This window comes from Micromonospora sp. NPDC049366, assembly GCF_044466625.1.
In the GTDB taxonomy this organism is placed as follows: Bacteria; Actinomycetota; Actinomycetes; order Mycobacteriales; family Micromonosporaceae; genus Micromonospora.
Map to the genome: position 1 here is coordinate 125,670 of NZ_JBITMV010000006.1, position 25,775 is coordinate 151,444.

A 25,775-nucleotide genomic window follows, 5' to 3' on the forward strand; every position below is an offset into this window, starting at 1 on the left:
GGGGGGGGGGGGGGGGGGGGCCGGGGGGGGGGGGGGGGGGGGGGGGGGGCCCGGGGGGCGCGGGGGGGGGGGGGGGGGCCCCGCCCCCGCGCGCCCGTTCGACCCGCGGATCCGGGCGAACCGGGCCATCCCGCACCGGAAGGTCACGCGGGCGTGGAATTTCGCGGCCAGGGGTAATACGGCGCGCGCAGCACAGACATGCGACGCGGCGACGAAAGGTGACGGGATGGACGGCGGCGGACTCCGGTTGAACATGAACGCCCTCGACTACACCCTCCTGGGGCTCTACTTCGTCACCGTCCTCGGCGTCGGTATAGCGGCCCGGCGCGCGATCCGTACGAGCGTCGACTTCTTCCTCTCCGGCCGCTCGCTGCCGGCGTGGGTCACCGGGCTGGCCTTCGTCTCGGCGAACCTCGGCGCGCTGGAGATCATCGGCATGGCCGCGAACGGCGCCCAGTACGGGATCATGACGGTCCACTACTACTGGATCGGCGCCGTGCCGGCGATGGTCTTCCTCGGCATCGTGATGATGCCCTTCTACTACGGGTCGAAGGTGCGCAGCGTCCCCGAGTACCTGCGGCTGCGGTTCAACCGTCCGACCCACCTGCTGAACGCGATCAGCTTCGCGGTCGCCCAGGTGCTGATCGCCGGCGTCAACCTGTACGCGCTGGCCCTGGTGATGCAGGCGCTGCTCGGCTGGCCGCTCTGGGTGGCGATCATCGTCGGCGCGGCCATCGTGCTGGCCTACATCACCATCGGCGGCCTCTCCGGCGCGATCTACAACGAGGTGCTCCAGTTCTTCGTGATCCTCGCCGGTCTGATCCCGGTCACCGTGATCGGTCTCGTGAAGGTCGGCGGCGTCTCGGGTCTGATGGACAAGGTCCGCGAGTCGAAGCTCGGGGAGGCCGGCCTGCACGCCTGGCAGGACACCACCACCACGGCCAACCCGCTGGGCGCCCACTGGATCGGCATCGTCTTCGGCCTCGGCTTCGTCCTCTCCTTCGGCTACTGGACGACCAACTTCGCGGAGGTGCAGCGGGCGCTGTCGGCGAAGAACATGAGCGCGGCCCGGCGTACGCCGATCATCGCGGCGTACCCGAAGCTGCTGATCCCGGCCGTCACCGTGATCCCCGGCCTGATCGCCCTGGTGACCGTCGAGGGACTGGGCGCGCCGAGCGGCGACCTCCAGTACAACAACGCGATCCCGCTGCTGATGCGGGACCTGCTGCCGAACGGCGTGCTCGGCGTCGCGGTGACCGGCCTGCTCGCCTCGTTCATGGCCGGCATGGCGGCCAACGTCAGCGGCTTCAACACCGTCTTCACGTACGACATCTGGCAGGCGTACGTCCGCCGGGACCGGTCCGACGACTACTACATCCGCGTCGGCCGGTACGCCACCATCGGCGCCGTCGTGATCGGCATCGGCACCGCCTTCATCGCGGCCGGGTTCAGCAACATCATGAACTACATCCAGGCGCTGTTCTCGCTCTTCAACGCGCCACTGTTCGCCACGTTCATCATCGGCATGTTCTGGAAGCGGATGACCGCGCTCGCCGGCTTCTGGTCCCTGCTGCTCGGCACGCTGGCCGCGCTCGCCACCTACCTCCTCTACAAGGGCGGAGTCATCCACTTCAACTCCGACCTGGAGGAGAGCTTCTGGGGTGCCGGCATCGCGTTCGGCACGGCGGCCGTGGTCGCCGCGATCCTCACCCCGCTGACCGCGCCGAAGCGCGACGAGGACCTGCGCGGGCTGGTCTACGGCACCGGCGGCATCGACCTGAAGTCCGACGTGCTCGCCGGGGACCAGGTCTGGTACCGCTCCCCCGTGCTGCTCGGCGTGATCGCCGTGGCGCTCGCCATCGTCTTCTACATCCCGGTCTTCTAGGAAAGGGAATCGCGAGATGGACAACCGCAGCGAGCCGGCCCGCGATCCGCACGTCACCGGGGCCGAGGCGGAGCAGCGGCGCTCGGCCGCCGCGCGCCTGTTCGACCTCCGTCGGGTGATCGGCGGCCTCTTCGCGGTGTACGGGATCATCGTCACCCTGGTGGGGGTGTTCGACAGCCAGGCCGAGATCGACAAGGCGGAGGGCGTACGGATCAACCTCTGGGCCGGCCTGGCCATGCTCGGGTTCGGCCTGTTGATGCTCCTCTGGCAGTGGCTGCGCCCGGCCGAACCGCCCGCCAGTCCGGAGGAGCGCGGGGTGGTCGGTCCCCCGGACGGCGAGCGCTGACGCCCGCGCGGGCATGAGGGCCGCCGCACGGGGTACGCCGGAAGGGGTCAGGACCGCGCCGGGACAGGAGGGCAGCAGCATGACCGATCGTGACCGGCAACCGCCGTTGGAGGAGAGCCCCGAGATGGCCGCCGCGGTGGACGACGACAGCACCGTCCCGCAGCTCATGACCGGCGGCGGCGCCGACCGGGACAATCCGGCCTTCACGGAGCCGGGTGACACCGGTGACCAGGGCGCGCCGACCGACGACATCATCGGCGACCCGTACGCGGCCGGGACCGGGGCCACCGGCACCGGGACGGGTGCGGGTGGGGACAACATCCGCACCGGCGGGGAGCAACCCTGGGACCCCGAGGACCTGGTGATGGCGCGGGGTCAGGACGTGACGCCGGAGAACCTGGAGCGGGCGCGGCGGGACCTCGCCGAGCTGGGGCAGGCGGCGGTGGAGAAGACCCTCCCCTGACCCGTACCCGTGGGGTCCCCGGCCCGACCGCCGCAGCTGGTCGGGCCGGGGACCCGGGACGCCTGCCGCCGGAGTGCCTCACCTACTGCCGGCGGCAGGCGGGCGGCACCCTCACAGGGCCGGGTAGGCGTTCCGCATCAGCTCCTGGAACTGGGCGGAGAACCACGCGCCGGAGATCGGCGCGTCCGGCAGGGCGCCGGTCGGGTTGTTGCCGTTGCGGGCGTTGCCGCCGTAGGTCGGGTCGCACATCCGGTCGAAGCCCTTGCCCTCGTTGTTCGGGATCTCCCGGCTGGAGCCGTCCGACTCACCCGGGGGCTTGACCCAGACGTACGCGTCGATGCCGGGCTCCGGGTTGGCCCTCGGCCGCTCGCCGAGGCCGGCGCCGGCCTGGTTGCACCAGTTGCCGGCGTGTAGCCGGCGGTCGATCCGGCCACCGTTGACGTAGGTGTCGACGCTGGTCGTGGCGCCCGGGCCGGTGGGCCGGGCGGTGCCGCCCCAGCCGTTGCGGGACGTGTCGATCAGCATGCCGATGCCGGACTCGAAGCCGACCGACACCAGCTTCTGCCGGAACGCCTGGGCGAACGACAGCTCGTCGACGTACTGGTTCCAGTCGATCCACCGGGACTGCCGCACGGTCTGACCGTTCACCGTGTCGGTGATCTTGACGTACGGCTCCCGCAGCGCCGAGTAGTTGGCCGTGTTGACGATGAAGCCGTGCACGTTGCGCACGGTGCTGCCGGACGCCACGGCGGCTGCCTTCAGCTGGTCGGCGGTCGGACCGAAGTTGCTGTCCCAGCCGAGCCAGCCGTGGTGGCCGGCGTCGATGTAGTTGTAGACGTTGCCGATCGCGCCCAGCTTGGCGAGGGCGTAGCCCACGCCGTTGACGTAGGCGCCGTTGGCCTTCACCGTGTCGCACATCGCCGTACCGCCCGGCTGACCGGAGGTGTTGGTGACCAGGTTCGGCAACGAGTCGATCTCGATGATGTTGATGATCCGCAGGCTGGCGTACTTCGGGTCGGCCTGGATCGCGGCGATCGGGTCGATGTACTCGGCCTTGTAGCGGGGCAGCTCGTCCGGCCCGAGTTCGCCGTTGGAGGCGAGCGCGGAGCAGTCCCGCCCGGGCAGGTTGTAGATCACGAACTGGATGTAGCCGGCGCCCTGCCGCAGCGCCTCGTCGAGGTGGTCGCGGACCCCGAACGCCCCGTTGGAGCTGCTGTCCGGCGTGCCGTTGATGGCGGCGATGCGGTCCAGCCAGACCGCGGTCGGGTTGCTGGAGACCCGGCTGCCGCCCGGCTCGGCGTCCGCCTTGGCCTTCCACTCCGGGTTCACGTAGCCGCGCACCCCGGCGTACGGGTTGTCGACCTTGGTGCCGGGCGGCGGCGGGTCGGTGGGCGGCGGGTCCGTGGGCGGCGGGTCGGTGGGGGGCGTGGTTCCGCCGTTGCAGGTCACGCCGTTGAGGGTGAACGCCGTCGGCTTGGGGTTGCTCCCGCTCCACGCCCCGTTGAAGCCGATGCTGGTCGAGGCGCCGGTGGCGATGCTGCCGTTGTACGACAGGTTGCGCGCGGTGACCTGGCTGCCCGACTGGGTGAACTGCGCTGACCAGCCCTGCTGCACCCGCTGGCTGGCGTTCGGGAAGGTCCAACCCAGCGTCCAGCCGTTGATCGGGTCGCCGACGTTCCTGATGGTGATGTTCGCGGTGAACCCGCCCGGCCAGTCGTTGGTCGAGTAGGTCACGTCGCACTGGGTCGCCGCGTGCGCCACGGTGACCGGGATGGTCACCAGCCCGCCGGCCACCAGGGTTCCCGCGCCGGCGAGCGCGAGCGCCCGGCGTGGGCCGGACAGCCTTCTCCACACATTCATGCCACAGATCTCCTTGGGCGAGTCCGGGTCCGGGATACGGCCCGGCGAGGTGGCCCGATGGCCGTCCCCGGGGACGGCCGCCGGCACCGACGGGATTCTTGGGGGCGCCCGACCCGGACGGGCGGTGTTGGTGGTGGTGCGGGTCGACCGGGTCCGGTCGACCGGCGGCAGGAATGTGTCGTTCCGGCGGACCGGTTGCCCTCGACCCCTGCCTGCGCGGTGTGGCTCCCCAAACCGCGTGGGGCGATTCTTGCATGGGAGCGCTTCCATAGCAATCCCTCGATAGCTGCTCCCGACGCCGACGCAGCGCGGGGCAGGAACGGGGATCGGGTACCCAAACGGGTGTGGACCGGGCCCCGATGCCGCGAAACGGGGTCTACCGCGCTTACAGGTCCTACTGCCAACAAACGTAGAAACACGAATCTTTCCCTTCATAGCTCATGAAACGGTCTAACGTCGGCCTTAGCTCGGGTGTCGCCGAGTTCAGGACAACAGGGGATGGAGTGACGCAGGTCATGGCTAAGAAGATGCTCGGGAAGGTCGTCGCGGGCGCCGCCCTCGGTGGCGCGTCCCTCCTGGTTTTCACGCCGGGGATCGCGTTCGCGGACGGTCACCACGACGGCAAGGACCGGGATGGCAAGGTCATCGCCAAGCCGCACGTCGTGAAGGCCGGCGAGGAGGTCAAGCTCCTCGAGATCTGCTCCGAGAAGCAGGAACACGCCTTCGTCTGGTCAAAGGTCACCGGCAAGGTCGACCTGAAGCCGGTCAAGGGCGACCGCGGCGACGAGCGCGGCGACTGGCGCGAGGGCGACGAGAACTCCTACGACCGTGACGGCAAGGACGAGCACGGCAAGGACGACAAGGGCAAGGACGAACACGGCAAGGACTGGAACGGCAAGGACGACAAGGGCAAGGACGAGCACGGCAAGGACGACAAGGGCAAGGACGAGCACGGCAAGGACCAGAACGGCAAGGACGAGAACGGCGAGCAGTCGTACGGCCAGGGTGGCGGCGCCGCGGACTCGGGCAAGGGCGAGGACCGCAAGGACTGGCAGGGCTACGAGCACGGCCAGGACGCCGAGGACCGCGGCGGCGACAAGGGCGACAAGGGCGACAAGAAGGACGAGAAGGGCCACGACGAGAACGGCTCGTGGGACTCCAAGGACCGCGAGTACGGCTCCGAGGAGAACGGCTCGGACTGGAAGTCGGACAAGGACTCGAAGGGCCACGACGAGAAGGGCTCGGACGAGTACGGCTCGGACGAGAACGGCTCGTGGGACTCCAAGGACCGTGAGAACGGCTGGGAGGGCGAGGAGTCCGGCGACTACGGCAAGGGCGAGGACGGCTGGGAGCACAAGCGCGACTTCGTCTACTACGGCGAGGCCAAGGTCGACAAGCACGCCAAGCCGGGCAAGTACGAGCTCAAGGGCTCGTGCGGCGAGGGCGAGCTGATCGTGCTGCCGCACGGTGGGGTCGACGCCGGAGACGGCGGCATGACCGGTGGCACCGACCGGGGCCTGGCCGCCGGTGGGGCGAGCCTGCTCGGCGCTGCCGCGCTCGGCGGGATCGTGCTGATGCGTCGCCGGCGGACCGATGAGTCCCTCGTCTGACGGGACGGCGACACGGGCCGGCGGCCGTCACGGGAAACCGTGGCGCGCCGCCGGCACCGCCGTCGTCCTCCTCCTGGTCGCGATGACCGGCGCCGGCATGATCGGTGCCGCCATGAAGCCCCCGCCCGCGCCCCGGCCGCCGCAGCCCCTGGCGCAGGCGGCCCCCGCGGGCACCGGGCCCACCGAGGCGGACCAGCCGGCCGAGGGCGCTCCCACGCCGACCGGCCTCCCCCGTTCCGCGCCCACCACGATCACCATTCCCCGGATCGGGGTCGACGCGCAGATCATGTCGCTCGGCACCAACCCCGACGGCACGGTCCAGGTGCCCCCGCTGGACCAGGCGCAGCTCGCCGGCTGGTACGAGCCCGGGCCGAGCCCCGGCGAGATCGGCAACGCCGTCGTCATGGGGCACGTCGACTCGGCCAAGCTCGGGCCCGCGGTCTTCTTCGACCTGGGCGCCATGCAGGCCGGCGACACCCTCACGGTGAAGCGGGCGGACGGCAGGACGCTCACGTTCCGGGTCGACTCGGTCCGGTCGTACCCGAAGACGGCCTTCCCCACCGAGCTGGTCTACGGCCCCAGTGACCGGCCCGGCCTGCGGGTCGTCACCTGCGGGGGCCTGTTCGACGAGACCGCGCGCAGCTACCTGAACAACGTCATCGTCTTCGCCAGCCTGGTGACCTGAGGAGACACGAAACGGTCCGGCCGGTCGGTGTGCACCGACCGGCCGGACCGCGTCCGTGGCTCAGGCCGCGGCGGAGGTCCGCACCAGCGTGCGGATCTGACGCAGCAGCACCGACAGCGCGGCCAGGTCCGCCCGCGACTCGTCGAACTCGCCCATCGCCCGCTGCGCCCGGTGGATGGAGGTCGCGTTCGACTGCTCCCACTGGTGCACCCGCTCCTGCGGCGGCAGGCTGTCCGGCGTGGAGCCGAGCACCTCGGCGGTGAGCGCGGCCAGCGCGGCGTACAGGTCGTAGCGCAACGCCATACGGGCCAGCGTCTGCCAGCGATCCTCCCGCGGCAGCAGGGAGATCTTCGACAGCAGCGAGTCCACCCGGAACAGGTCGGAGAGGACGAAGTAGACCGACGCCACCTCGCCGACGTCCCGGCCGCTGCTGGTCGCGGTCTCCACCACGTCGAGCAGGCCGAAGCTGTACATCAGGCGGGTCGCCTGCTCAGCCAGCTCCCGCGGCAGCCCCCGCTCGGTCATCGAGTCGATGTGCGCCGTGATGGCCTCACGCTCGCTGCCGTAGAAGAGGTTCTCCAACCCCGGCAGGAGCCGGGCCACCCCGTCCCGCAGGCGCCGGATCTCCGACGGCACGTCGATCGGCGAACGGCGGTTGGTCACCAGCCACCGCACGGCCCGGTCCAGCAGCCGCCGCGTGTCCAGGTAGACGCTGGTCTGCAGCTCGGGCGAGACCTTGTTGTCCAACGCCTCGACCGCGTCCCACAGCTCCCGCAGGCCGAAGACCTCGCGGACCACCACGTACGCCCGGAGCACATCCGCCGCCGAGGCGGCCGTCTCCTCCACCACCCGGAACACGAACGAGATGCCACCCCGGTTGATGGCCTCGTTCACCAGGACCGTGGTCACGATGTCCCGGCGCAGCCGGTGCCGCGACATCCGGTCGGCGAAGCGCTCGCGCATCGGGGTCGGGAAGTAGTTGACCAGGACGTCGGTCGTCCACTCCTCGTCGGCCAGGCCCTCGGCCAGGATGTCCCGTTCCAGCACGATCTTCACGTACGCGAGCAGCACCGCGAACTCCGGCGCGGTCAGCCCGGACTCGACCCGTACCGCCAGCTCCTCGTCCGGCGGCAGCGCCTCCAGCGACCGGTCCAGCGCGCCGGACCGCTCCAATTCGTTGATCATGCGGCGGTGCACCGGGAGCAGCGAGGCGGCCTGGGCCTGGGCGTTGTTGATCGCCCGCGCCTGGTCGTAGTTGTCCCGCAGCACCAGCTCGGCGACCTCGTCGGTCATCCCGGCCAGCAGCTCGTCGCGCTCGGACGTGTCCAGCTCACCGTCGCCGACCGCGCTGTTCAGCAGGATCTTGATGTTCACCTCGTGGTCCGAGGTGTCCACGCCGGCCGCGTTGTCGATGAAGTCCGTGTAGATCCGGCCACCGGTCAACGCGTACTCGATGCGGCCGAGCTGGGTGAAGCCCAGGTTGCCGCCCTCGCCGACCACCCGGCAGCGCAGGCTCTTGCCGTCCACCCGGATCGCGTCGTTGGACTTGTCGCCCACCTCCGCGTTGGTCTGGCTGGACGCCTTGACGTACGTGCCGATGCCGCCGTTCCAGAACAGGTCGACCGGCGCGGTGAGGATCGCCCGCATCAGCTCCTGCGGGGAGATCTGGTCCGCGGCGTCGTCCAGCCCGAGCGCCGCGCGGACCTGCGGCGTGACCGGGATCGACTTGGCGGTACGCGAGAAGACGCCGCCCCCGGCCGAGATCAGCTCAGGGTTGTAGTCCTCCCAGGACGACCGCGGCAGGTCGAACAGCCGCTTCCGTTCGGCGTACGACGTGGCGGCGTCCGGGTCCGGGTCGAGGAAGATGTGCCGGTGGTCGAACGCGGCCACCAGCCGGATGTACTCGGAGAGCAGCATGCCGTTGCCGAAGACGTCGCCGGACATGTCGCCGACGCCGACCACGGTGAAGTCCTCGGTCTGGGTGTCGTGCCCCAGCTCCCGGAAGTGCCGCTTGACCGACTCCCACGCGCCCCGGGCCGTGATGCCCATCTTCTTGTGGTCGTAGCCCGCGGAGCCGCCGGACGCGAACGCGTCACCGAGCCAGAAGCTGTGCGCCGTGGAGACCTCGTTGGCGATGTCGGAGAAGGTGGCGGTGCCCTTGTCCGCGGCGACCACCATGTACGGGTCGTCGCCGTCGTGCCGGACCACGTCGACCGGCGGCACGATCTGCCCGCCCACGATGTTGTCCGTCACGTCGAGCAGCGCCGAGACGAACTGCTTGTAGCAGATGACCGCCTCGTCCCGATCCCCCGGCTTCTGCTTGAGCACGAAGCCGCCCTTGGCGCCCACCGGCACGATGACGGTGTTCTTCACCATCTGCGCCTTGACCAGGCCGAGCACCTCGGTGCGGAAGTCCTCCCGCCGGTCCGACCAGCGCAGACCGCCCCGGGCCACCGGCCCGAACCGCAGGTGCACGCCCTCGAACCGGGGCGAGTAGACGAAGATCTCGAACTTCGGTCGCGGCGCCGGCAGGTCCGGGATGGCCTGCGGGTCGAGCTTGAGCGCCACGTACGACTTTGGCCGCCCGTCCTCGCGCCGCTGGTAGAAGCTGGTGCGCAGGGTGGCCTGGATCAACGTCAGGTACGACCGCAGGATCCGGTCCTGGTCGAGGCTGGCCACGTCGTCGAGCTGCTCGCGGATGGTCTCCACCAGCTCGCCGCTGCGCCGCTGCCGCTGCTCGGTGTCGGCCTCGCCGGGCGCGAACCGGGTCTCGAAGAGCTCCACCAGCAGCTCGGCGATGCGCGGGTAGGCGATGAAGGTCTGCTCCATGTAGTCCTGCGAGAAGACCGTGCCCGCCTGCCGCAGGTACTTCGCGTAGGCGCGGATCACCACCACCTGTCGCCAGGTGAGCCCGGCCCGCAGCACCAGCTCGTTGAACCCGTCGACCTCGGCCTCGCCCCGCCACGCCGCCGCGAACGCGTTCTCCACGTGCGGGCGCACCTCGGCCAGCTCCTGGTGCCCCTCGGGCAGGTGCAGGCCGAAGTCGTACAGCCAGATGCGGCCGTCGATCCGGTCGACCTCGTAGGGGTGCTCGTCGATGACGCGCACGCCGAGCGAGTGCAGCACCGGCAGCACGGCGGAGAGCATCATCGGCTCGCCGTACCGGTAGACCTTGAACCGGACGTCCAGCGTCTCGTCCAGGTCACCCGGCGTCCGGGCGCCCGCCCGGGGTGCGAGCTGCTTGCGGAACAGGTGCATCTCCAGCTGGCCGGGCTCCTCCAGCAGCTCCAGCTTCGCCAGGTCCTTCATCGCCTCGTAGGGCGTGTGACCGTCCTTGTAGCCCTCCGGGAACGCGTCCGCGTACCGGGCGAAGAGGTGCTTGGCCTGCTCGTCGCCGAGCTTGCGCTCCAGCACCAGCCGGTAGTCGTCGTCCCACAACCGGGTCGCGTCGGCCAACTCCTCGGCGAGCAGGTCGGCGTCGACGTCACCCGGTGGCTTGGTCGGGTCGGTCCGGACGATGAAGTGGACCCGGGCGAGCATCGACTCGGTGACCCGGGTGGTGTAGTCCACCCCCACGCCGTTCAACTCCCGCAGCAGGATGTCCTGCATCCGCAGCCGGTTCTGCGTGGTGAACCGGTCCCGGGGCAGGTAGATCAGGCAGGAAATGAAGCGCCCGTACGCGTCGCGGCGCAGGAAGACCCGCAGCTGCCGGCGGCCCGCCATGCGCAGCACACCGATCACCGCGTGGTACAGGTCGTCGGTCTTGATCTGGAACAGCTCGTCGCGCGGGTAGGTCTCCAGGATCTGGAGCAGGTCCTTGCCGGAGTGGCTGCGCATGCTCAGACCGGAGCGGTCCAGCACCTCGGCCACCTTGCGGCGGACCACCGGCAGCTCCCGCACGCTCGTCCGGTACGCGGCCGTCGAGAACAGGCCCAGGAAGCGGCGCTCCCCGACGACCTCGCCGTCGGAGTTGAACACCTTGAAGCCGATGTAGTCCAGGTAGGCCGACCGGTGGACCGTCGCCCTCGAATTGGCCTTCGTGATGATGAGCAGGCGCTTCTCCAGCACCTTCTCGTGCGCCTCGGGCGTCATGGAGGCCAGCGTCCGCGCGTCCGGCGCGTCCTGCCGCAGAATGCCCAGACCGGTGCCGAGCACCGCCTCCAGCGCCGGGCCGTCCGACCCGCCCTCGACCAGCCGGTACTCCCGGTAGCCGAGGAACGTGAAGTGGTCCTGGGCCAGCCAGCGGAGCAGCTCCACCGAGTCGGTGATGTCCTTTTCCGGCACCGGCGGACGGTTGTCGCTGGTGCGGGCGGCGGCCAGCTCATCGGCCATCGAGAGGGCGCGCTGGCGCATCTTCGGCCAGTCCTCCACCGCCTCCCGCACGTCCGTGAGGACCCGCTGGAGCTCGCGGCGCAGCCGGTCCCGCTCGGCGGCGTCGCGGACCGGATCGATCTCGATCCGCATCCAGCTCTCCACCAGGTCACCGGCGATCGCGTCGTCCGGCTCCACGTCCGCGGCCACCTCGGTCAGCAGGCCGAGCGGCTCCCGGCGGACCACCAGCAGCGGGTGGACCAGCAGGTGGACGTCCAGGTGGTAGGAGTTGAGCAGAGCCGTCACCGAGTCGACCAGGAACGGCATGTCGTCCGTCACGATCTCGATCACGCTGTGGTGCTGCTCGGCGTCCGGCTCGTGGATGCGCAGCTTCAGCTCGCCCGGCACCCGCTGGGCGGCCAGCTCGCGGTGCGCGCGGGCCGCGTCGAGCATCTCCTCGGCGGTGAAGCCGATCAGCTCCTCGTCCGGCGCGAACCGCCAGAAGCGGCTGACCAGGGTCGCCGCGTCATGGTCGTCCCCGGCGAGCGTGACGGCCTGGGCCACCAGGCGCTCCGCGTTGGGTACCGGCTCGTCGAGCTCGGAATCCTCCGCGTCGTCGGCCAGAGCCTCCGCCGGTAGGCCGAGGTCGTAAATCGTGTCGATGCTCGACCCGGTCAGCCCGGTAACGCCCATGTCGAGCCGGCCGTAGCCGTCCCCGTCGGTCGCCGAATCGAAGCTGTCGTCGTCCCGGCCGGTGTCAACCTGCCGGAGGTCGGGTTCCGGTTTGATCGCCGGACGCCGGTCCATCGGTGCCACTCCCCTCGACCCACCGCGTTGTGGGTCATTCTTCCGCCCAGCCTAGGCCCTGCCGTTGTTGCCCTTCGTTGGCGGACCACCAGCCGGACGTCCGGATCGGGACTTTGTCCTTTCACCCGTTGCGGGTCCGAGGTAGGCCGCTTGCGGTGTACCCCGCCGCGCGATGTTCATCACACTGTCGCCGGTCCGTCTTTTCGCACGTCGCCGCACATCACGGGACAGTGGGGACAGCACGCGCGTACTAGCGTGCAGGAGAGCTCGATGATCGGAAGGACCCGCTCCATGCACCTGTCGTACCCCCGTTCCGGGCGTTACCGTCTCCGCGCTCCGCTCGTCGTGCTCCTCACCGCGGCGCTCGCCGCCGGCGGGCTCACCGCCTGCTCGGACAGCGACGGCCCGGAGCGCAGCGTCGACGCCTTCCTGGACGGCTGGCGCAAGGGCGACCTCCAGGCGGTCGGCCTGGTCGACACGGCCGGCGCCAAGATCCCCGCGACCAAGGTCAGCCAGCAGCTCAAGGAGCTCGCCGGCGAACTGTCGGCCACCCCGCCCAAGCTGAGCCGCCGGGGCGACCCGAAGATCACCGCCGACATCGCCACCGCCGGCATCCGCGTGGAGTGGACGCTGCCCGGTGGCATTCCCTGGGCGTACGACCGGGAGGTGCGGCTGACCCGGGGCGACGACGACCAGTGGCAGGTGATCTGGGAGCCGCGGGTGGTGCACGAGAACCTCACCGAGGGCGACCGGTTCGGGTTGCGGCGGGACCCGAGCCCGCGCGCCGGTGTGCTCGACGGGGCGGGCCAGCCGATCGTGGCGCCCCGACCGGTGGTCCGGGTGGGCGTCCAGCCCAACCAGGTCCCCGACGTCAAGGACCTGGTCGGCAAGCTCGACGCCGCGTTCCGGGCGATCCGCCCGGCGCTGGTGCCTGCGGTGGACCTCGCCGACCTGCCCAAGCGGCTCGCCGAGGCCGACCCGGGCGCGTTCGTCGAGGTCGTGACGCTGCGCGACGAGGCGTACCGGCAGATCAAGCCGCGCATCTACGACCTGCCCGGCACCAAGTTCCAGTCCGAGAAGCTGGACCTCGCCCCCACCCGGGAGTTCGCCCGCGCGCTGCTCGGCTCGGTCGACCCGGCGCAGGCCGACGACCTGACCGCCCACCCCGACCGCTACGTCGCCGGTGACCTGGTGGGCCACGGCGGCCTCCAGGGTCGCTACGACGAGCGGCTGCGCGGCAAGCCCGGCCTCAGCGTGATCCTCGAACACGCCGGCGAGGACGGCAAGCTCGTGCCCACCGGCACCGAGGTGTTCCAGCACAAGGCCGAGCCCGGTCAGCCGCTGAAGACCACCCTCGACGTGGCCACCCAGAACGCGGCCGATGCGGCGCTGCGCGGCGAGTCACGGCGCTCCGCGCTGGTGGCCGTACGCATCAGCGACGGCGCCGTGCTCGCCGCCGCCAACGGCCCGGGCCCGACCGGCGAGAACCTGGCCTTCACCGCCCAGGTGCCGCCCGGCTCGACGTTCAAGATGGTCAGCGCGCTCGGCCTGCTCGACAAGGGCGCGGTGACCCCGGACGCGACCGTCGACTGCCCGAAGACCTTCACGGTGGAGGGCCGCTCGTTCAAGAACTCCGACAACTTCGCGCTCGGGCCGGTGCCGTTCCGCACCGACTTCGCCAAGTCCTGCAACACCGCCTTCGCGGCCCTGGCCCCGAAGCTGGGTGCCGACGGGCTGGCCGTCGCCGGCCGCTCGCTGGGCTTGGAGGGCCAGTGGGACCTCGGCGTCGACGCGTTCAGCGGCAAGGTCTCCGCCAACGGGTCCGGGGCCGAGCAGGCCGCCGCCGCGTTCGGTCAGGGCACCACCGTGGTCAGCCCGCTGGCCATGGCCGCCGCCACCGCGGCCGTCGCGAAGGGCCGCTTCGAGCAGCCGAAGCTGCTGTTGGAGCCGGCCCCGGCCAAGCCGGCCGGCGCCGGCCCCCAGCTCAAGCAGGAGTCGGTCGACGCGGTCCGGGCGATGATGCGGGAGGTGGTCACCGCCGGCACCGGCAGTGCCCTGAAGGACGTGCCCGGCCAGCCGGTCCACGGCAAGACCGGCACCGCCGAGTACGACAACAACCCCGCCCACACCCACGCCTGGTTCGTCGGCTGGCAGGGCGACGTGGCGTTCGCCGTCTTCGTCGAGCAGGGCGGGTCGAGCACCGCCTCCGCGGTCCCGATCGCTGAGCGCTTCCTCCGCGCCCTCCCCCGCTGACCCGCCCGAGCGGCGGCACACCGCACCCACGGACCCCGGCCGACCCGCCCGCGCCGGGGCCCTGGGCGCAGGCTGCCCGACACAGGCGGCCCGGCGGAGGGCAGCCCGACACAGGGCAGCCCGACACCCCGGACCGGCGCATTTGAGCCGGCGCAGCCCGCCCGGCCTGCCCGGCCCCGGCACCCCGCGACCCACACACCCGAGCCAGCGCAGCCGGCCAGGCGTGCGCGGCCCCGGCCAACACTCGACCGGTTCAGGCGGCCCGGCACGCCCTGCCCGGCGCGGCCCCGCCCGGCGCGCCCCGCCGCTGCCCTGCGCGCCCCGCCCCTGCGCGCCCTGCCCGGCGCACTCCGGCCGCCCCGTCGCTTGATCGACTCCGTTTCCTTGATGTCGTGGTGTCCGGCCGCCGAGGACCCCGCGACATCAAGGAAACGGAGTGGATCTTGTCGTGGCCCACCCGTCCGCGCAGACCGTCTCAGATATGGGGCAGCTCGACAGTCTCCACGGGCCACTTCGCCACCGTGGTCAACCGGCCGCCACCGCCCGCAGCCGCCACCGCCCGCAGCAGCCATCGCCGCCGCGACAGGCACCGACACCGACACCGGCAGCGCGACGTGCTGGCCGGTCGGAGAGGACGTGCTGGCCGGTCGGAGAATCAGGCGAAGCCGGCGGCCGAGCGGGGCGTGTCCTCGTCGGGCGGCGGACCGTTGTCCGGCTCCGGCGCCTCCATCAGCGGCGCCGATCCGCCGATCGCGGCCGGCGCCGACCCCGAGCCCGAAGCCGGGCCGGCGGCAGTGGCCGGGGGTCGGCGGAGGCGGCCGGGACCGGCCGAGGCGGGAGGGCCCACCGGCTCCAGCCCGAAGGCAACGACCGGGTCCGGCTCGTCGGCGTCGACGGTCCGGGCCTGGGCGTCGCCGTGGTCGGGGACGGCCACCTCCGGCAGCGGCGGGACGGCAACAGCCGGGGCGGCACCGGCGGCCACCGGCGGGATGACGGGGCGGCCGTTGCCCCGGCGGGGGGCGGGCGCGGCGGACGGGCCCGGAAGCAGCCGGGGCGGTACCGCCTCCGGCGCGGTCACCGGGGCCAGCCCGGCCACCACGGTGTTGACGATCTCGGCGGCGTACGTACCGTCCGGGTCGTAGTCGGGGTCGAAAACCGTCAGCTCGACGCCGAGGCAGTGCGGGGTGTCGACCAGGCCGGCGAGCAGGATCTCCAGCTCGGCGAAGGCGATGCCGCCGGGGTCGGGCGCGTCGACGGCCGGCATCACCGCGGGGTCGAGCACGTCCACGTCGATGTGCACCCAGTAGCCCGCGCAGTCGGCGAGCTGCTCGTGCGCCCACTGGGCGGTGCGGGCGGCGCCCTCGGCGCGCAGCGCGGGCACCGGGCGGGTGATGATGCCGGCGGCCTGGAGATCGAGGCGGTACTCGTCCTGGGCCCGGATGCCGAGCACCACCACGTCGATGTCGCGGAAGTAGGGCCGGCGCCCCTCGATCGCGGCCAGGTCGGCCTGCCCCCGGCCGGTGACCAGGGCCAGGTCCTCACCGGCGGCAGCGCCCACGTAGGACGCGTTGCCGGGGTGGCGGAAGTCGGAGTGCCCGTCGACGAAGACCAGGCCGATACGACCGCCGACCGCCTCACCGAGCCGGTGCATGGCCAGCGCGGAGCCGAGCAGGACGGAGCAGTCTCCGCCGAGCACCAGCGGGAACTCGCCCCGGTCGATGATGGATCCGATCCGGTCGGCGAGCGCCAGCGAATAGTCCCCGATCTCCCGGGCGTGGCACACCCCGTCGCCGGGTCGCCAGTCGCCCGGGTCGTAGCGGGGTGGGGTCAGGCAGCCCGCGTCCCGGGCCCTCAGCCGGGCCAGCAGGTCGTGGTCGCGCAGCGCTCCGGGCGCCTTGCCGCAGCCGGGGACGGAACTGGGCGTGGGCGGTCGCAGACCCAGATTTGTCGGCGCGTCGAGGACGGCGATCCGGCGCATCATGAGCTCCCGTCCTCGAAGGTCGGGCGGGCCGGCCGGTACGCCGGCCCGCGCTGGCGTGCTACGTGCTCGGAACCGTGTCGCTGCTCAGAACAGGGCGCTGGCCAGGGCCCGCCGGGCCGCAGCCACCGCGGGGTCCTCCGGGGCGGCCATGGTGAAGAGACCGACCAGGTGTTGGCGTACCTTCTCCCGCTCGTCGCCGGCGGTGCGCCGCACCACACCGACCAGTCGCTGGTAGGCCTGCTCGGCCAGGCCGCTCAGCACCTCGATGTCGGCGGCGAGGAGTTGGGCGTCCACGTCGGCCGGGTCGGCGTCGGCTGCGGCGAGCGCCGCCCGCGGGTCCGCCCCGGCGACCCGGCGGGCAAGGCCGACCTGCGCCAGACCGGCCTCGGCCGCGGCGTCCGCCGGGGCGTCGGCCAGGATCTTGCGGTACGCCCGCTCGGCGGCGTCGAGATCGCCGCTCATCAGGGCGTCGTCAGCCTCGTCGAGCCGCGGGTCGGTCGCCTCGGCGACGGTCACGCCACCGGCCTTGAGCACGGCCTGGATCCACTGCCGCAGCTGCGCCTCGGGCACCACGCCGGAGAACGCGTCGACGGGTTGCCCGCCGATCACGGCGTAGACCATCGGGATGCCCTGCACCCGGAACATCTGCGCGATCCGCGGGTTGGTGTCAACGTCGATCTTGGCAAGGACCCACGCGCCGCCACCCTCGACCGCCAGCCGCTCCAGCACCGGGGACAGCTGCTTGCACGGCTCGCACCACTCGGCCCAGAAGTCGATGACGACCGGTGTGGTCAGGGACCGTTCCAGCACCTCGGTCTGGAAGGTCGCCTCGGTCACGTCGATGACGGTGACGCCGGCGCCGCCCACGGCACCGCCGGGGGCTCCCGCCGGCGGCCCCGCCTGGGCCGGCGTGGCGGTCGGGGCAGGGGTGCGCAGCGCGCTGAGGTCGACCGCGCCGCGTGTGAAGATCGACGAGGTGATCCGTGGGTCGCTCATGGTTACCTAGTCTCGCACGGACGCCGCCGAACTCAGATCAACCGCGACGGCGACAGTTGCAGTTCTCACCCTGCTCACCGCCCCTCCCCGGACACCACCGCCCCCCTCCCCGTGATCGTGCGATTCCGGCCCGCGCTACGGGGCTTCCGCGGCTTTTGTCGGGGGCCGAAACTGCAAGATCGCGCGTGGAGAGGAGGGCGGGGACGGGGGGCGGGAGTTAGAAGCGGGCGGGTTCCCGGTAGGTGCCCCATTCGGCGCGGAGGGCGTCGCAGATCTCGCCCAGCGTGGCCTCCGCCCGGACGGCGTCGAGCATCGCCGGGATCATGTTCTCGCCGGTGCGGCTGACCTCGACCATCCGGGCCACCGCGGCCTTCACGGCGGCGTCGTCCCGGCCGGACTTCCGCTCGGCCAGCATCCGCCGCTGCTCGAGCTCCACCTCGTGCGAGATGCGGAGGATCTCCAGGTCCTTGGCGACCGTGCCGGTGTGGCAGTTGACCCCGACGATCTTCTTGTCGCCCTTCTCGAGGGCCTGCTGGTAGACGAAGGCCGACTCGGCGATGTGGCCGGTGAACCAGCCGTCCTCGATGCCGCGCAGGATGCCGGAGGTCATCGGGCCGATCTGGTGCGGGCCCTCGCCGCCGAGCTGCCGGATCCGGGCGAAGATCTCCTCCGCCTCGGCTTCGATCTTGTCGGTGAGCGCCTCGACGTACCAGGAGCCGCCCAGCGGGTCGGCCACGTTCGTCACCCCGGTCTCCTCCATCAGCACCTGCTGCGTACGCAGGGCGATCTCGGCGGACTCGTCGGTGGGCAGGGCCAGGGTCTCGTCCAGGGCGTTGGTGTGCAGCGAGTTGGTCCCGCCGAGCACCGCGGCGAGCGCCTCGACGGCCGTACGCACGACGTTGTTCACCGGCTGCTGAGCGGTCAGCGAGACACCGGCGGTCTGAGTGTGGAACCGCAGCCAGAGGGCCTTCTCGCTGGTGGCGCCGTACACGTCGCGCAGCCAGCGGGCCCAGATGCGGCGGGCGGCCCGGAACTTGGCGATCTCCTCGAAGAAGTCGACGTGCGAGTCGAAGAAGAAGCTCAGCCCGGGCGCGAAGACGTTGACGTCGAGCCCGCGCGAGAGGCCCAGCTCGACGTAGCCGAACCCGTCGGCCAGCGTGTACGCCAGCTCCTGCGCGGCGGTCGAGCCGGCCTCGCGGATGTGGTAGCCGGAGACGGAGAGCGGCTTGTAACGCGGGATCTCCCGAGCGCAGTACTCCATCAGGTCACCGATGAGACGCAGGTGCGGCTCCGGGTCGAAGAGCCACTCCTTCTGCGCGATGTACTCCTTGAAGATGTCGGTCTGGAGCGTGCCGTCCAGGCTCGACAGGTCGGCGCCCTGCCGCTCGGCGGCGACCAGGTACATACAGAAGACCGGCACCGCCGGGCCGGAGATGGTCATGGAGGTGGTGACGCCGGCCAGGTCGATGCCGTCGAACAGCACCTCCATGTCGGCGGCGCTGTCCACCGCGACGCCGCAGTGGCCGACCTCGCCGAGCGACTGCGGATCGTCGGAGTCACGGCCCATCAGGGTCGGCATGTCGAAGGCGACGGAGAGCCCGCCGCCGCCGGCCCCGAGGATCATCTTGTAGCGCTCGTTGGTCTGCCGGGCGTTGCCGAAGCCGGCGAACTGCCGGATGGTCCAGGTCCGCCCGCGGTAGCCGGTCGGGTACAGACCCCGGGTGTACGGGTACTCGCCCGGCCACCCGATGCGCTCGAAGCCCGGGTAGGCGACGCCCTCCGGCGGCCCGTAGACCGGGTCGACGGTCATCCCGGAGAGGGTGGTGAAGTCCGCGTCCCGCTTGCGCGCGGCGTCGTACCGGGCCTGCCAGCGGGCCCGTCCGGCGGCGATCTCGTCGGCGTTCATGGGCGGGGCTCCTCCTCGAGCTCGACTGCACGTCGAGTGTAGAGCCCCGGCCTGAACGATCGCTAAGTAAACTGGTACCCGTGGGTAACCTGGTCAGGCGGTCGGTGCCGGCGGCTCCGCGAGCGCCACGTCGTCGACGCGGATGTTGACGGCGTCGACCCGCAGCCCGTACGCCTCGACCGCCTCGGTCACCTTCGCGCGGACCGCCTCGGTCACCTCCGGCACCGTGCGGCCGGCCTCGATGACGATGAACAGGTCGATCACGGCACCGCCGTTCACCACCTTCGCCGAGGCGCCACGGGTGGCGTCGCCGACGTCGTCCAGGCCGATCCGGTCGAGCACCGAGTTGAGCATCCGCGCCGCGTCCCCGCCCAGGTCGGTCACACCGGGCACCGCCCGGGCAGCGGCCACCGCGATCTTCTCCAGCACGTCGTCGTCGACGGACGTCGTCCCACCCGTCGCCGGAACCGCTGTCACCGACTGCGCCTGCGTCGCCTCGTCAGCCATGGTCTCCCCCAAAACGTCGCACCGCCCCCCGGGGTTCCGAGGGGCGGTGCGAGCGTACTAAGGCGGGAGGGTCCGCAGTGGACCGGTCAGCTCCCGAGCTGCTCCAGCAGCTGGTCCGCGGCGGCGTACGGGTCGATCGCACCCTCGGCCACCCTGGCCGCGAGCGACGGCAGCTCCGTACCGTCGCGCAGCGAGCCCATCCGGTCGCGCAGCACGCCCAGCGCGATGGCCTCGATCTCGGCGGCGGCCCGCGCCTCCTGCCGACGGCGCAGCTCACCGTGCTCGACCAGCCACCCGCGGTGCTTGTCGATGGCCGCCGCGATGTCGTCGATCCCCTCGCCCCGCGCGGCGACGGCCCGCACCACCTGGGGACGCCAGTCGCCCGGGCCGCGCTCGCCCAGCGCGATCATGCCCTGGATGTCGCGATGGGTCGCGTCGGCGCCGTCCCGGTCGGCCTTGTTGACCACGAAGACGTCGGCGATCTCGAGGATGCCCGCCTTGACCGCCTGGATCGCGTCGCCCATTCCGGGCGCGAGCAGCACCAGCGTGGTGTCGGCCAGCGAGGCCACCTCCACCTCGGCCTGCCCGACCCCGACGGTCTCCACCAGCACCACGTCGCAGCCGGCACCCTCCAACACCCGCACCGCCTGCGGCGTGGCGGCGGCCAGCCCGCCGAGGTGGCCCCGGCTGGACATCGAGCGGATGTAGACGCCCGGGTCGGTGGCGTGGTCCTGCATGCGCACCCGGTCGCCGAGGATCGCGCCCCCGGTGAACGGGCTGGACGGATCGACCGCCAGCACCCCGACCCGGTGCCCCCGCGTCCGCAGCGCGCGGACCAGCTCGTTGGTGGTGGTCGACTTGCCCACCCCGGGCGAGCCGGTCAGCCCGACCACCTGGGCCTGACCGGCGTACGGCGCCAGCGCCGCGGCGATGTCCCGCAGCACCTCGTCGCCGTTCTCCACGAGGGTGATCAGGCGGGCCACCGCGCGGGGGTCACCCGCGCGGGCCCGCTCGACCAGCAGGGGTACGTCCCGACTGCGCCGCACCGGGACGGCGTCGGCGGTCGGGGCGTCGGCCATGGTTCCGCTCACTCGCCCGCTGCCGGAACGTGGATGATCAGGGCGTCGCCCTGCCCGCCGCCGCCGCAGAGCGCCGCCGCGCCCGTGCCGCCGCCCCGACGCTTGAGTTCCAGGGCGAGCGTGAGCACCAGGCGGGCGCCGGACATGCCGATCGGGTGGCCCAGCGCGATGGCCCCGCCGTTCACGTTCACCTTCGTCGGGCTGATCCCGAGGTCGCGGATCGACTGGACGCCGACCTGGGCGAACGCCTCGTTGATCTCGACGAGGTCGAGGTCGGCGACGCTCAGCCCACCCTTGCGCAGGGCGTGCTGGATCGCGTTCGACGGCTGCGAGTGCAGGGAGTTGTCCGGGCCCGCGACGTTGCCGTGTGCGCCGACCTCGGCCAGCCAGGTCAGCCCCAGCTCCTTGGCCTTGGCCTTGCTCATCACGACGACGGCGGCGGCTCCGTCGGAGATCGGCGAGGAGCTGCCGGCGGTGATGGTGCCGTCCTTCGTGAACGCCGGCCGCAGCTTGCCCAGCGACTCGACGGTGGTGTCCGGCCGGATCCCCTCGTCCTCGCTGATGACCAGCGGGTCGCCCTTGCGCTGCGGGATGACCACCGGGGTGATCTCGTCGGCGAAGTGGCCGTTCTTCTGCGCGGCGGCGGCCCGCTGGTGGCTGGCCGCGGCGAACGCGTCCTGCTCCTCGCGGGAGATGCCGTGCTTCGCGCCGAGCCGCTCGGTGGACTCACCCATCGAGCAGCAGTCCCAGGCGTCGGTGAGCCCGTCCAGCGCCATGTGGTCCTTGACCACCACGTCGCCGTACTTGTAGCCGCCGCGCTGGCCCAGCAGCAGGTGCGGGGCGTTGGTCATCGACTCCATGCCGCCGGCCACGATCACGTCGAACTCGCCGGCCCGGATCAGCTGGTCGGCCAGGGCGATCGCGTCCAGACCGGAGAGGCAGACCTTGTTGATGGTCAGCGCCGGCACGGACATCGGGATGCCCGCCTCGACGGCCGCCTGACGGGCCGGGATCTGGCCGGCGCCGGCCTGGAGCACCTGCCCCATGATCACGTATTGCACCTGGTCGGGGCTCACACCGGCCCGCTCCAGGGCGGCCTTGATGGCGATGCCGCCGAGCTTCGTGGCCGGAAGGTCCTTGAGGTTGCCCAGCAGGCGCCCCATCGGGGTCCGCGCGCCGCTGATGATCACCGAAGCCATACCTGCCTCCGAGGGGGGTGCCGACCTGTACGCCTTAACGATTGTTCGGCCAGACTAGCGCCATGGCTGAGAACTCCCCCGTCGAGCCCGCTGCGGACTACGTCACAGACATCGGGCTGCGCCGGATCGACCACGTCGGGATCGCCGTGGCCGACCTGGACGCCGCGATCGACTTCTACCAGCGGACGTTCGGCATGCGCTGCGTACACACCGAGACCAACGCCGAGCAGGGCGTCCGGGAGGCGATGCTGGCCGTCGGCCCGACCACCGAGGGCGGCTGCGTCCAACTGCTCGCCCCGCTCTCGCCGGAGAGCACCATCGCGAAGTTCCTGGACCGCAACGGCCCGGGCGTGCAGCAGGTGGCGTACACGGTGGTCGACATCGACGCGGCCTGCGCGGCTCTGCGCGAACGCGGGATGCGGCTGCTCTACGACACCCCGCGGCGCGGCACCGCCGACTCGCGGATCAACTTCGTGCACCCGAAGGACGCCGGTGGCGTCCTGGTCGAGCTGGTCGAGCCGGCCGCCGGCCACTGACCGTCGACCGGCCCGGCGGGCGGTCCCGCCGGGCCGGTCGCGAAGAGCCGCCGACGTCGTGGAACGGGCCCCGGGAGCACGTCACTGCACGGTGCAACGTTCTCCCGGGCACCTTCACGCATCGGCCGATGCGATTTTTCACAGAGGACTTCCCGCCCTAGCTACCGTTCAGTAACGTCCGCCTCCAACAGGAACGCGACCCCGGCGGCCGGTTGTGTCGGACGACGACATGGCGGCCGGTCGCACCGGCGCCGACGATGGCAGCACCCAGGCCCCGCGCGGGTGCGGACGAACGGGAGGTCACCGTGCAGGACATCCTCGAAACGATCATGGCGGCGGAGGACTCCAACGACCCGGACCGCGAACTCGCGGGCCTCGCCGGACTTCCGGTGCCGCAGACCTACCGGGGCGTGGTCGTACGGGCCGACGAGACCCGGATGTTCGACGGCATGGCGACCCGGGACAAGGACCCGCGCAAGGCGCTGCACGTCCAGGAGGTGCCCACCCCGGAGCTCGGCCCCGGCGAGGCGCTGATCGCGGTGATGGCCAGCGCCATCAACTACAACACCGTGTGGACCAGCATCTTCGAGCCGCTCTCCACCTTCAGGTTCCTCCAGCGTTACGGGCGGCTCTCGGACCTGACCCGACGGCACGACCTGCCGTACCACGTGGTGGGCTCGGACGCCGCGGGCGTCGTGCTGCGCACCGGCCCCGGCGTGACCCGGTGGCTGCCCGGCGACGAGGTGGTCGCGCACTGTCTCTCCGTGGAGCTGGAGGACGCCGCCGGCCACGACGACACGATGCTCGACCCGCAGCAGCGGATCTGGGGCTTCGAGACCAACTTCGGCGGGCTCGCCGAGCTGGCGGTCGTCAAGGCCAACCAGCTGATGCCCAAGCCGCGACACCTCAGCTGGGAGGAGGCGGCCAGCCCGGGGCTGGTCAACTCGACGGCGTACCGGCAGCTGGTGTCCCACCACGGCGCGAACATGAAGCAGGGCGACGTGGTGCTGATCTGGGGCGCCTCCGGCGGCCTCGGCGGCTACGCCACCCAGATGGCGCTGAACGGTGGCGCCATCCCGGTCTGCGTCGTCTCCTCGCCGGAGAAGGCCGAGCTGTGCCGGAAGATGGGCGCCGACCTGGTCATCGACCGCGCCGCCGAGGGATTCCGATTCTGGAAGGACGAGGAGACCCAGGACCAGGACGAGTGGCGGCGCTTCGGTGAGCGCATCCGCGAGCTGACCGGCGGCGAGGACCCGGACATCGTCTTCGAGCACCCGGGCCGGGAGACCTTCGGCGCCAGCGTCTACGTCGCCCGACGCGGCGGCACCATCGTCACCTGCGCGTCCACCAGCGGCTTCCAGCACCAGTACGACAACCGCTACCTGTGGATGCACCTCAAGCGGATCGTCGGCAGCCACTTCGCCAACTATCACGAGGCGTGGCAGGCCAATCGGCTCGTCGCGCTGGGTCGGGTGCATCCGACGGTGTCGAAGACGTACCCGCTGGAGCAGACCGGCCAGGCCGCGTACGAGGTGCACCGCAACGCCCACCAGGGCAAGGTCGGCGTGCGCTGCCTCGCGCCGCGCGACGGCCTGGGGGTGCGCGACCCGGAGCTGCGGGCCCGGCACGAGACCGCCATCAACCGCTTCCGCGGTCACTGACCGTCGCGGCGGCGCGGAGCCCGACGACGGGGAGCGCTCCGGCCGCCGTCCGGTGGAGCGGCGGCTGACCATTGGGGCGGACGCGATACGTCTTTCGCGCGGGTGGTTGAGAGCCTTTCGTGCGATCCCGAGGTAGGCCGGACAAAGGGTCGCGGGTGACCGCCGCGACCCTTTTCCGCGCTCCGCCCCGTGCCGCCGCGCCCGCCCGGGAGCAGCCAAGATCGCGGTCCGGCCCGGTCGCCCCGTCGGGCAGGAGTTGACCATGTAAAGAGGACGCGAAAGGTTCGTACCGCTCTTGCGAAGCACCCTGGGGCGTCTGCCAGTATGTCCCAATGCCCCAGCAGCAGTCCTCCCCTCTCGCGTTCTTCGATAACGCGAACTCGCAGCCAGATTTCACCGTTGGCCTGCGCGGATACAACACGCACCAGGTCGATGACTTCATCGGCCGGATGACCGCCGCGCTGACCCAGTCCGAGCAGGCCCGTGCCGAGGCCGAGCAGCGGATGAACGACGCGCAGCGTCGCCTCCGCCAGGCCGAGCAGCGCATGAGCGCGCTGGAGCAGAAGCTCACCGACACCAACAAGCAGCTCGAGGAGAACAGCCGGCCGACCCTCTCCGGCCTCGGCACCCGCGTCGAGCAGATCCTCCGGCTGGCCGAGGAGCAGGCCAACGACCACCGCAGCGAGGCGAAGCGCGAGTCGGAGGGCATCCTCTCCGCCGCCCGCCTGGAGGCGCGTGAGATCACCGACAAGGCCCGCGCCGAGGCCGCCGCCATGAAGGCGACCGCCGAGCGCGAGGCGGGCAACGTCCGCACCGCCGCCGAGCGGGAGGCCGCCGAGGTCCGGGTGCAGGCCCGCCGTGAGGCCGACACGCTGCGCGCCGACGCCGAGCGCGAGACCAAGCAGCTGCGCACCGTCACCGCGCACGAGGTCGCCGAGCTGAAGTCGACCGTCGAGCGGGAGGTGGCGACCCTGCGGGCCACCGCCGAGCGGGAGATCACCCAGCAGCGGGCCAAGGCGGCGCGGGAGGCCGAGGAGAAGCGGGCCGAGGCGACGAAGCTGCTGACCGACGCCCGCGACAAGCGGGACAAGGACCTCCAGGCCCTGGAGCTCCAGCTCGCCGAGCGGCGCGAGAAGGCCGAGCGCGAGGAGTCCGAGCGGCACGCCGCCCAGGTGGCGCAGACCCAGAAGCTGGTCAGCGAGGCCGAGCAGCGGGCGCGGGCCGCGCAGGAGCGGGCGAAGGAGATCGAGCAGCGGGCCGAGGCGCGCCGGGTCGAGTCGGAGCGCACCGCCAACGAGACCGTCGACAAGGCGAAGGCCCTGGCCGAGAAGACCCTCAACGAGGCGAAGGCCGAGTCGCAGCGTCTGCTCAGCGAGGCGCGCACCGAGGCGGAGCTGACCACGCAGGCCGCCCGCCGCGAGGTCGAGGACCTCACCCGTCAGAAGGATGCCGTCACCTCGCAGCTCGGTCAGATGCTGTCCGGCCTCGCCGGCATCGTCCCGGGCGTGCCAGCCGGCGCGAACGCCAAGCCGGAGGCCGAGAAGGCCGGCGGCGACAAGGTGGCCGCCGAGACGGCCAGCTGACGAACCGCCAGGTCGGGGCATGACGCGGCGCGGGGCGGCACCGGACAACCGGTGCGGCCCCGCGCCGCATGCTTTTTCCCACCCACTGATATCCCCCGGTACGACCC

At 71.7% G+C, this 25,775-nt stretch carries 17 protein-coding genes; 9 read left to right on the top strand and 8 right to left on the bottom strand.

Annotated features, from left to right (window positions below; translation table 11 throughout):
* Positions 1-226 precede the first annotated feature (226 nt).
* The 3 genes from ACIBTV_RS11320 to ACIBTV_RS11330 all read left to right on the top strand — a co-directional run bounded on the left by ACIBTV_RS11320 (position 227) and on the right by ACIBTV_RS11330 (position 2,694).
* Entirely contained in the window at positions 227-1,885 is a 1,659-nt protein-coding gene (locus tag ACIBTV_RS11320; RefSeq protein WP_396703887.1) for a sodium:solute symporter family protein, read from the top strand.
* 16 nt (positions 1,886-1,901) lie between these two features.
* Positions 1,902-2,231, top strand: a complete 330-nt coding sequence (locus ACIBTV_RS11325; protein WP_396703888.1) for a hypothetical protein — start codon at positions 1,902-1,904, stop codon at positions 2,229-2,231.
* A gap of 79 nt (positions 2,232-2,310) precedes the next feature.
* On the top strand, positions 2,311-2,694 hold the full coding sequence (locus tag ACIBTV_RS11330) for a hypothetical protein (RefSeq protein ID WP_396703889.1): 384 nt from the start codon (positions 2,311-2,313) through the stop codon (positions 2,692-2,694).
* Between the two features lie 111 nt (positions 2,695-2,805).
* Here ACIBTV_RS11330 and ACIBTV_RS11335 read toward each other — a convergent pair whose 3' ends face one another.
* Positions 2,806-4,554: a glycoside hydrolase family 6 protein gene (locus ACIBTV_RS11335; RefSeq protein WP_396703890.1), complete on the bottom strand. Its 1,749-nt coding sequence runs from the start codon at positions 4,552-4,554 to the stop codon at positions 2,806-2,808.
* A gap of 515 nt (positions 4,555-5,069) precedes the next feature.
* On the opposite strand from ACIBTV_RS11335, the gene ACIBTV_RS11340 reads away from it, so the two are divergent.
* Positions 5,070-6,164: a hypothetical protein gene (locus ACIBTV_RS11340; RefSeq protein WP_396703891.1), complete on the top strand. Its 1,095-nt coding sequence runs from the start codon at positions 5,070-5,072 to the stop codon at positions 6,162-6,164.
* Positions 6,148-6,849: a class F sortase gene (locus tag ACIBTV_RS11345; protein WP_396703892.1), complete on the top strand. Its 702-nt coding sequence runs from the start codon at positions 6,148-6,150 to the stop codon at positions 6,847-6,849. The genes ACIBTV_RS11340 and ACIBTV_RS11345 overlap by 17 nt, the downstream gene beginning before the upstream one ends.
* Positions 6,850-6,909: 60 nt before the next feature.
* On the opposite strand, the gene ACIBTV_RS11350 is transcribed toward ACIBTV_RS11345, so the two are convergent.
* A complete protein-coding gene (locus tag ACIBTV_RS11350) occupies positions 6,910-11,967 on the bottom strand; it encodes an NAD-glutamate dehydrogenase (protein ID WP_396703893.1) in 5,058 nt (1,685 codons plus the stop codon).
* Positions 11,968-12,258: 291 nt separating this feature from the next.
* On the opposite strand from ACIBTV_RS11350, the gene ACIBTV_RS11355 reads away from it, so the two are divergent.
* Positions 12,259-14,220 carry a penicillin-binding transpeptidase domain-containing protein gene (locus ACIBTV_RS11355; RefSeq protein WP_396704023.1) on the top strand — a complete coding sequence of 654 codons (1,962 nt, stop codon included), beginning with the start codon at positions 12,259-12,261 and terminating at the stop codon, positions 14,218-14,220.
* A gap of 655 nt (positions 14,221-14,875) precedes the next feature.
* Here the strand turns inward: ACIBTV_RS11355 and ACIBTV_RS11360 are convergent.
* The 6 genes from ACIBTV_RS11360 to ACIBTV_RS11385 all read right to left on the bottom strand — a co-directional run bounded on the left by ACIBTV_RS11360 (position 14,876) and on the right by ACIBTV_RS11385 (position 21,888).
* The gene (locus ACIBTV_RS11360; protein WP_396703894.1) at positions 14,876-16,201 is read right to left on the bottom strand and encodes an arginase family protein; all 1,326 of its coding nucleotides are present in this window, start codon (positions 16,199-16,201) and stop codon (positions 14,876-14,878) included.
* Between the two features lie 84 nt (positions 16,202-16,285).
* Positions 16,286-17,197, bottom strand: a complete 912-nt coding sequence (locus tag ACIBTV_RS11365) for a tetratricopeptide repeat protein (protein ID WP_396703895.1) — start codon at positions 17,195-17,197, stop codon at positions 16,286-16,288.
* Positions 17,198-17,414: 217 nt separating this feature from the next.
* The gene (locus ACIBTV_RS11370) at positions 17,415-19,103 is read right to left on the bottom strand and encodes a methylmalonyl-CoA mutase (protein ID WP_396703896.1); all 1,689 of its coding nucleotides are present in this window, start codon (positions 19,101-19,103) and stop codon (positions 17,415-17,417) included.
* Between the two features lie 93 nt (positions 19,104-19,196).
* Positions 19,197-19,610: an Asp23/Gls24 family envelope stress response protein gene (locus ACIBTV_RS11375; protein ID WP_396703897.1), complete on the bottom strand. Its 414-nt coding sequence runs from the start codon at positions 19,608-19,610 to the stop codon at positions 19,197-19,199.
* A gap of 86 nt (positions 19,611-19,696) precedes the next feature.
* Positions 19,697-20,689, bottom strand: coding sequence for a methylmalonyl Co-A mutase-associated GTPase MeaB (gene meaB / locus ACIBTV_RS11380; protein ID WP_396703898.1), 993 nt, complete (start codon positions 20,687-20,689; stop codon positions 19,697-19,699).
* Positions 20,690-20,697: 8 nt separating this feature from the next.
* Complete coding sequence (locus tag ACIBTV_RS11385; protein ID WP_396703899.1) at positions 20,698-21,888, bottom strand: acetyl-CoA C-acetyltransferase; 1,191 nt, start codon at positions 21,886-21,888, stop codon at positions 20,698-20,700.
* 62 nt (positions 21,889-21,950) lie between these two features.
* Here ACIBTV_RS11385 and mce point away from each other — a divergent pair, with 62 nt between their 5' ends.
* The 3 genes from mce to ACIBTV_RS11400 all read left to right on the top strand — a co-directional run bounded on the left by mce (position 21,951) and on the right by ACIBTV_RS11400 (position 25,668).
* The gene (gene mce, locus ACIBTV_RS11390; protein WP_396703900.1) at positions 21,951-22,424 is read left to right on the top strand and encodes a methylmalonyl-CoA epimerase; all 474 of its coding nucleotides are present in this window, start codon (positions 21,951-21,953) and stop codon (positions 22,422-22,424) included.
* A 305-nt stretch (positions 22,425-22,729) separates the two neighbouring features.
* Positions 22,730-24,085, top strand: coding sequence for a crotonyl-CoA carboxylase/reductase (ccrA, locus tag ACIBTV_RS11395; RefSeq protein WP_396704024.1), 1,356 nt, complete (start codon positions 22,730-22,732; stop codon positions 24,083-24,085).
* A gap of 332 nt (positions 24,086-24,417) precedes the next feature.
* Positions 24,418-25,668 (top strand): cell division protein DivIVA, encoded by a 1,251-nt coding sequence (locus ACIBTV_RS11400; RefSeq protein WP_091595591.1) that lies wholly within the window; start codon positions 24,418-24,420, stop codon positions 25,666-25,668.
* Positions 25,669-25,775: the final 107 nt, after the last annotated feature.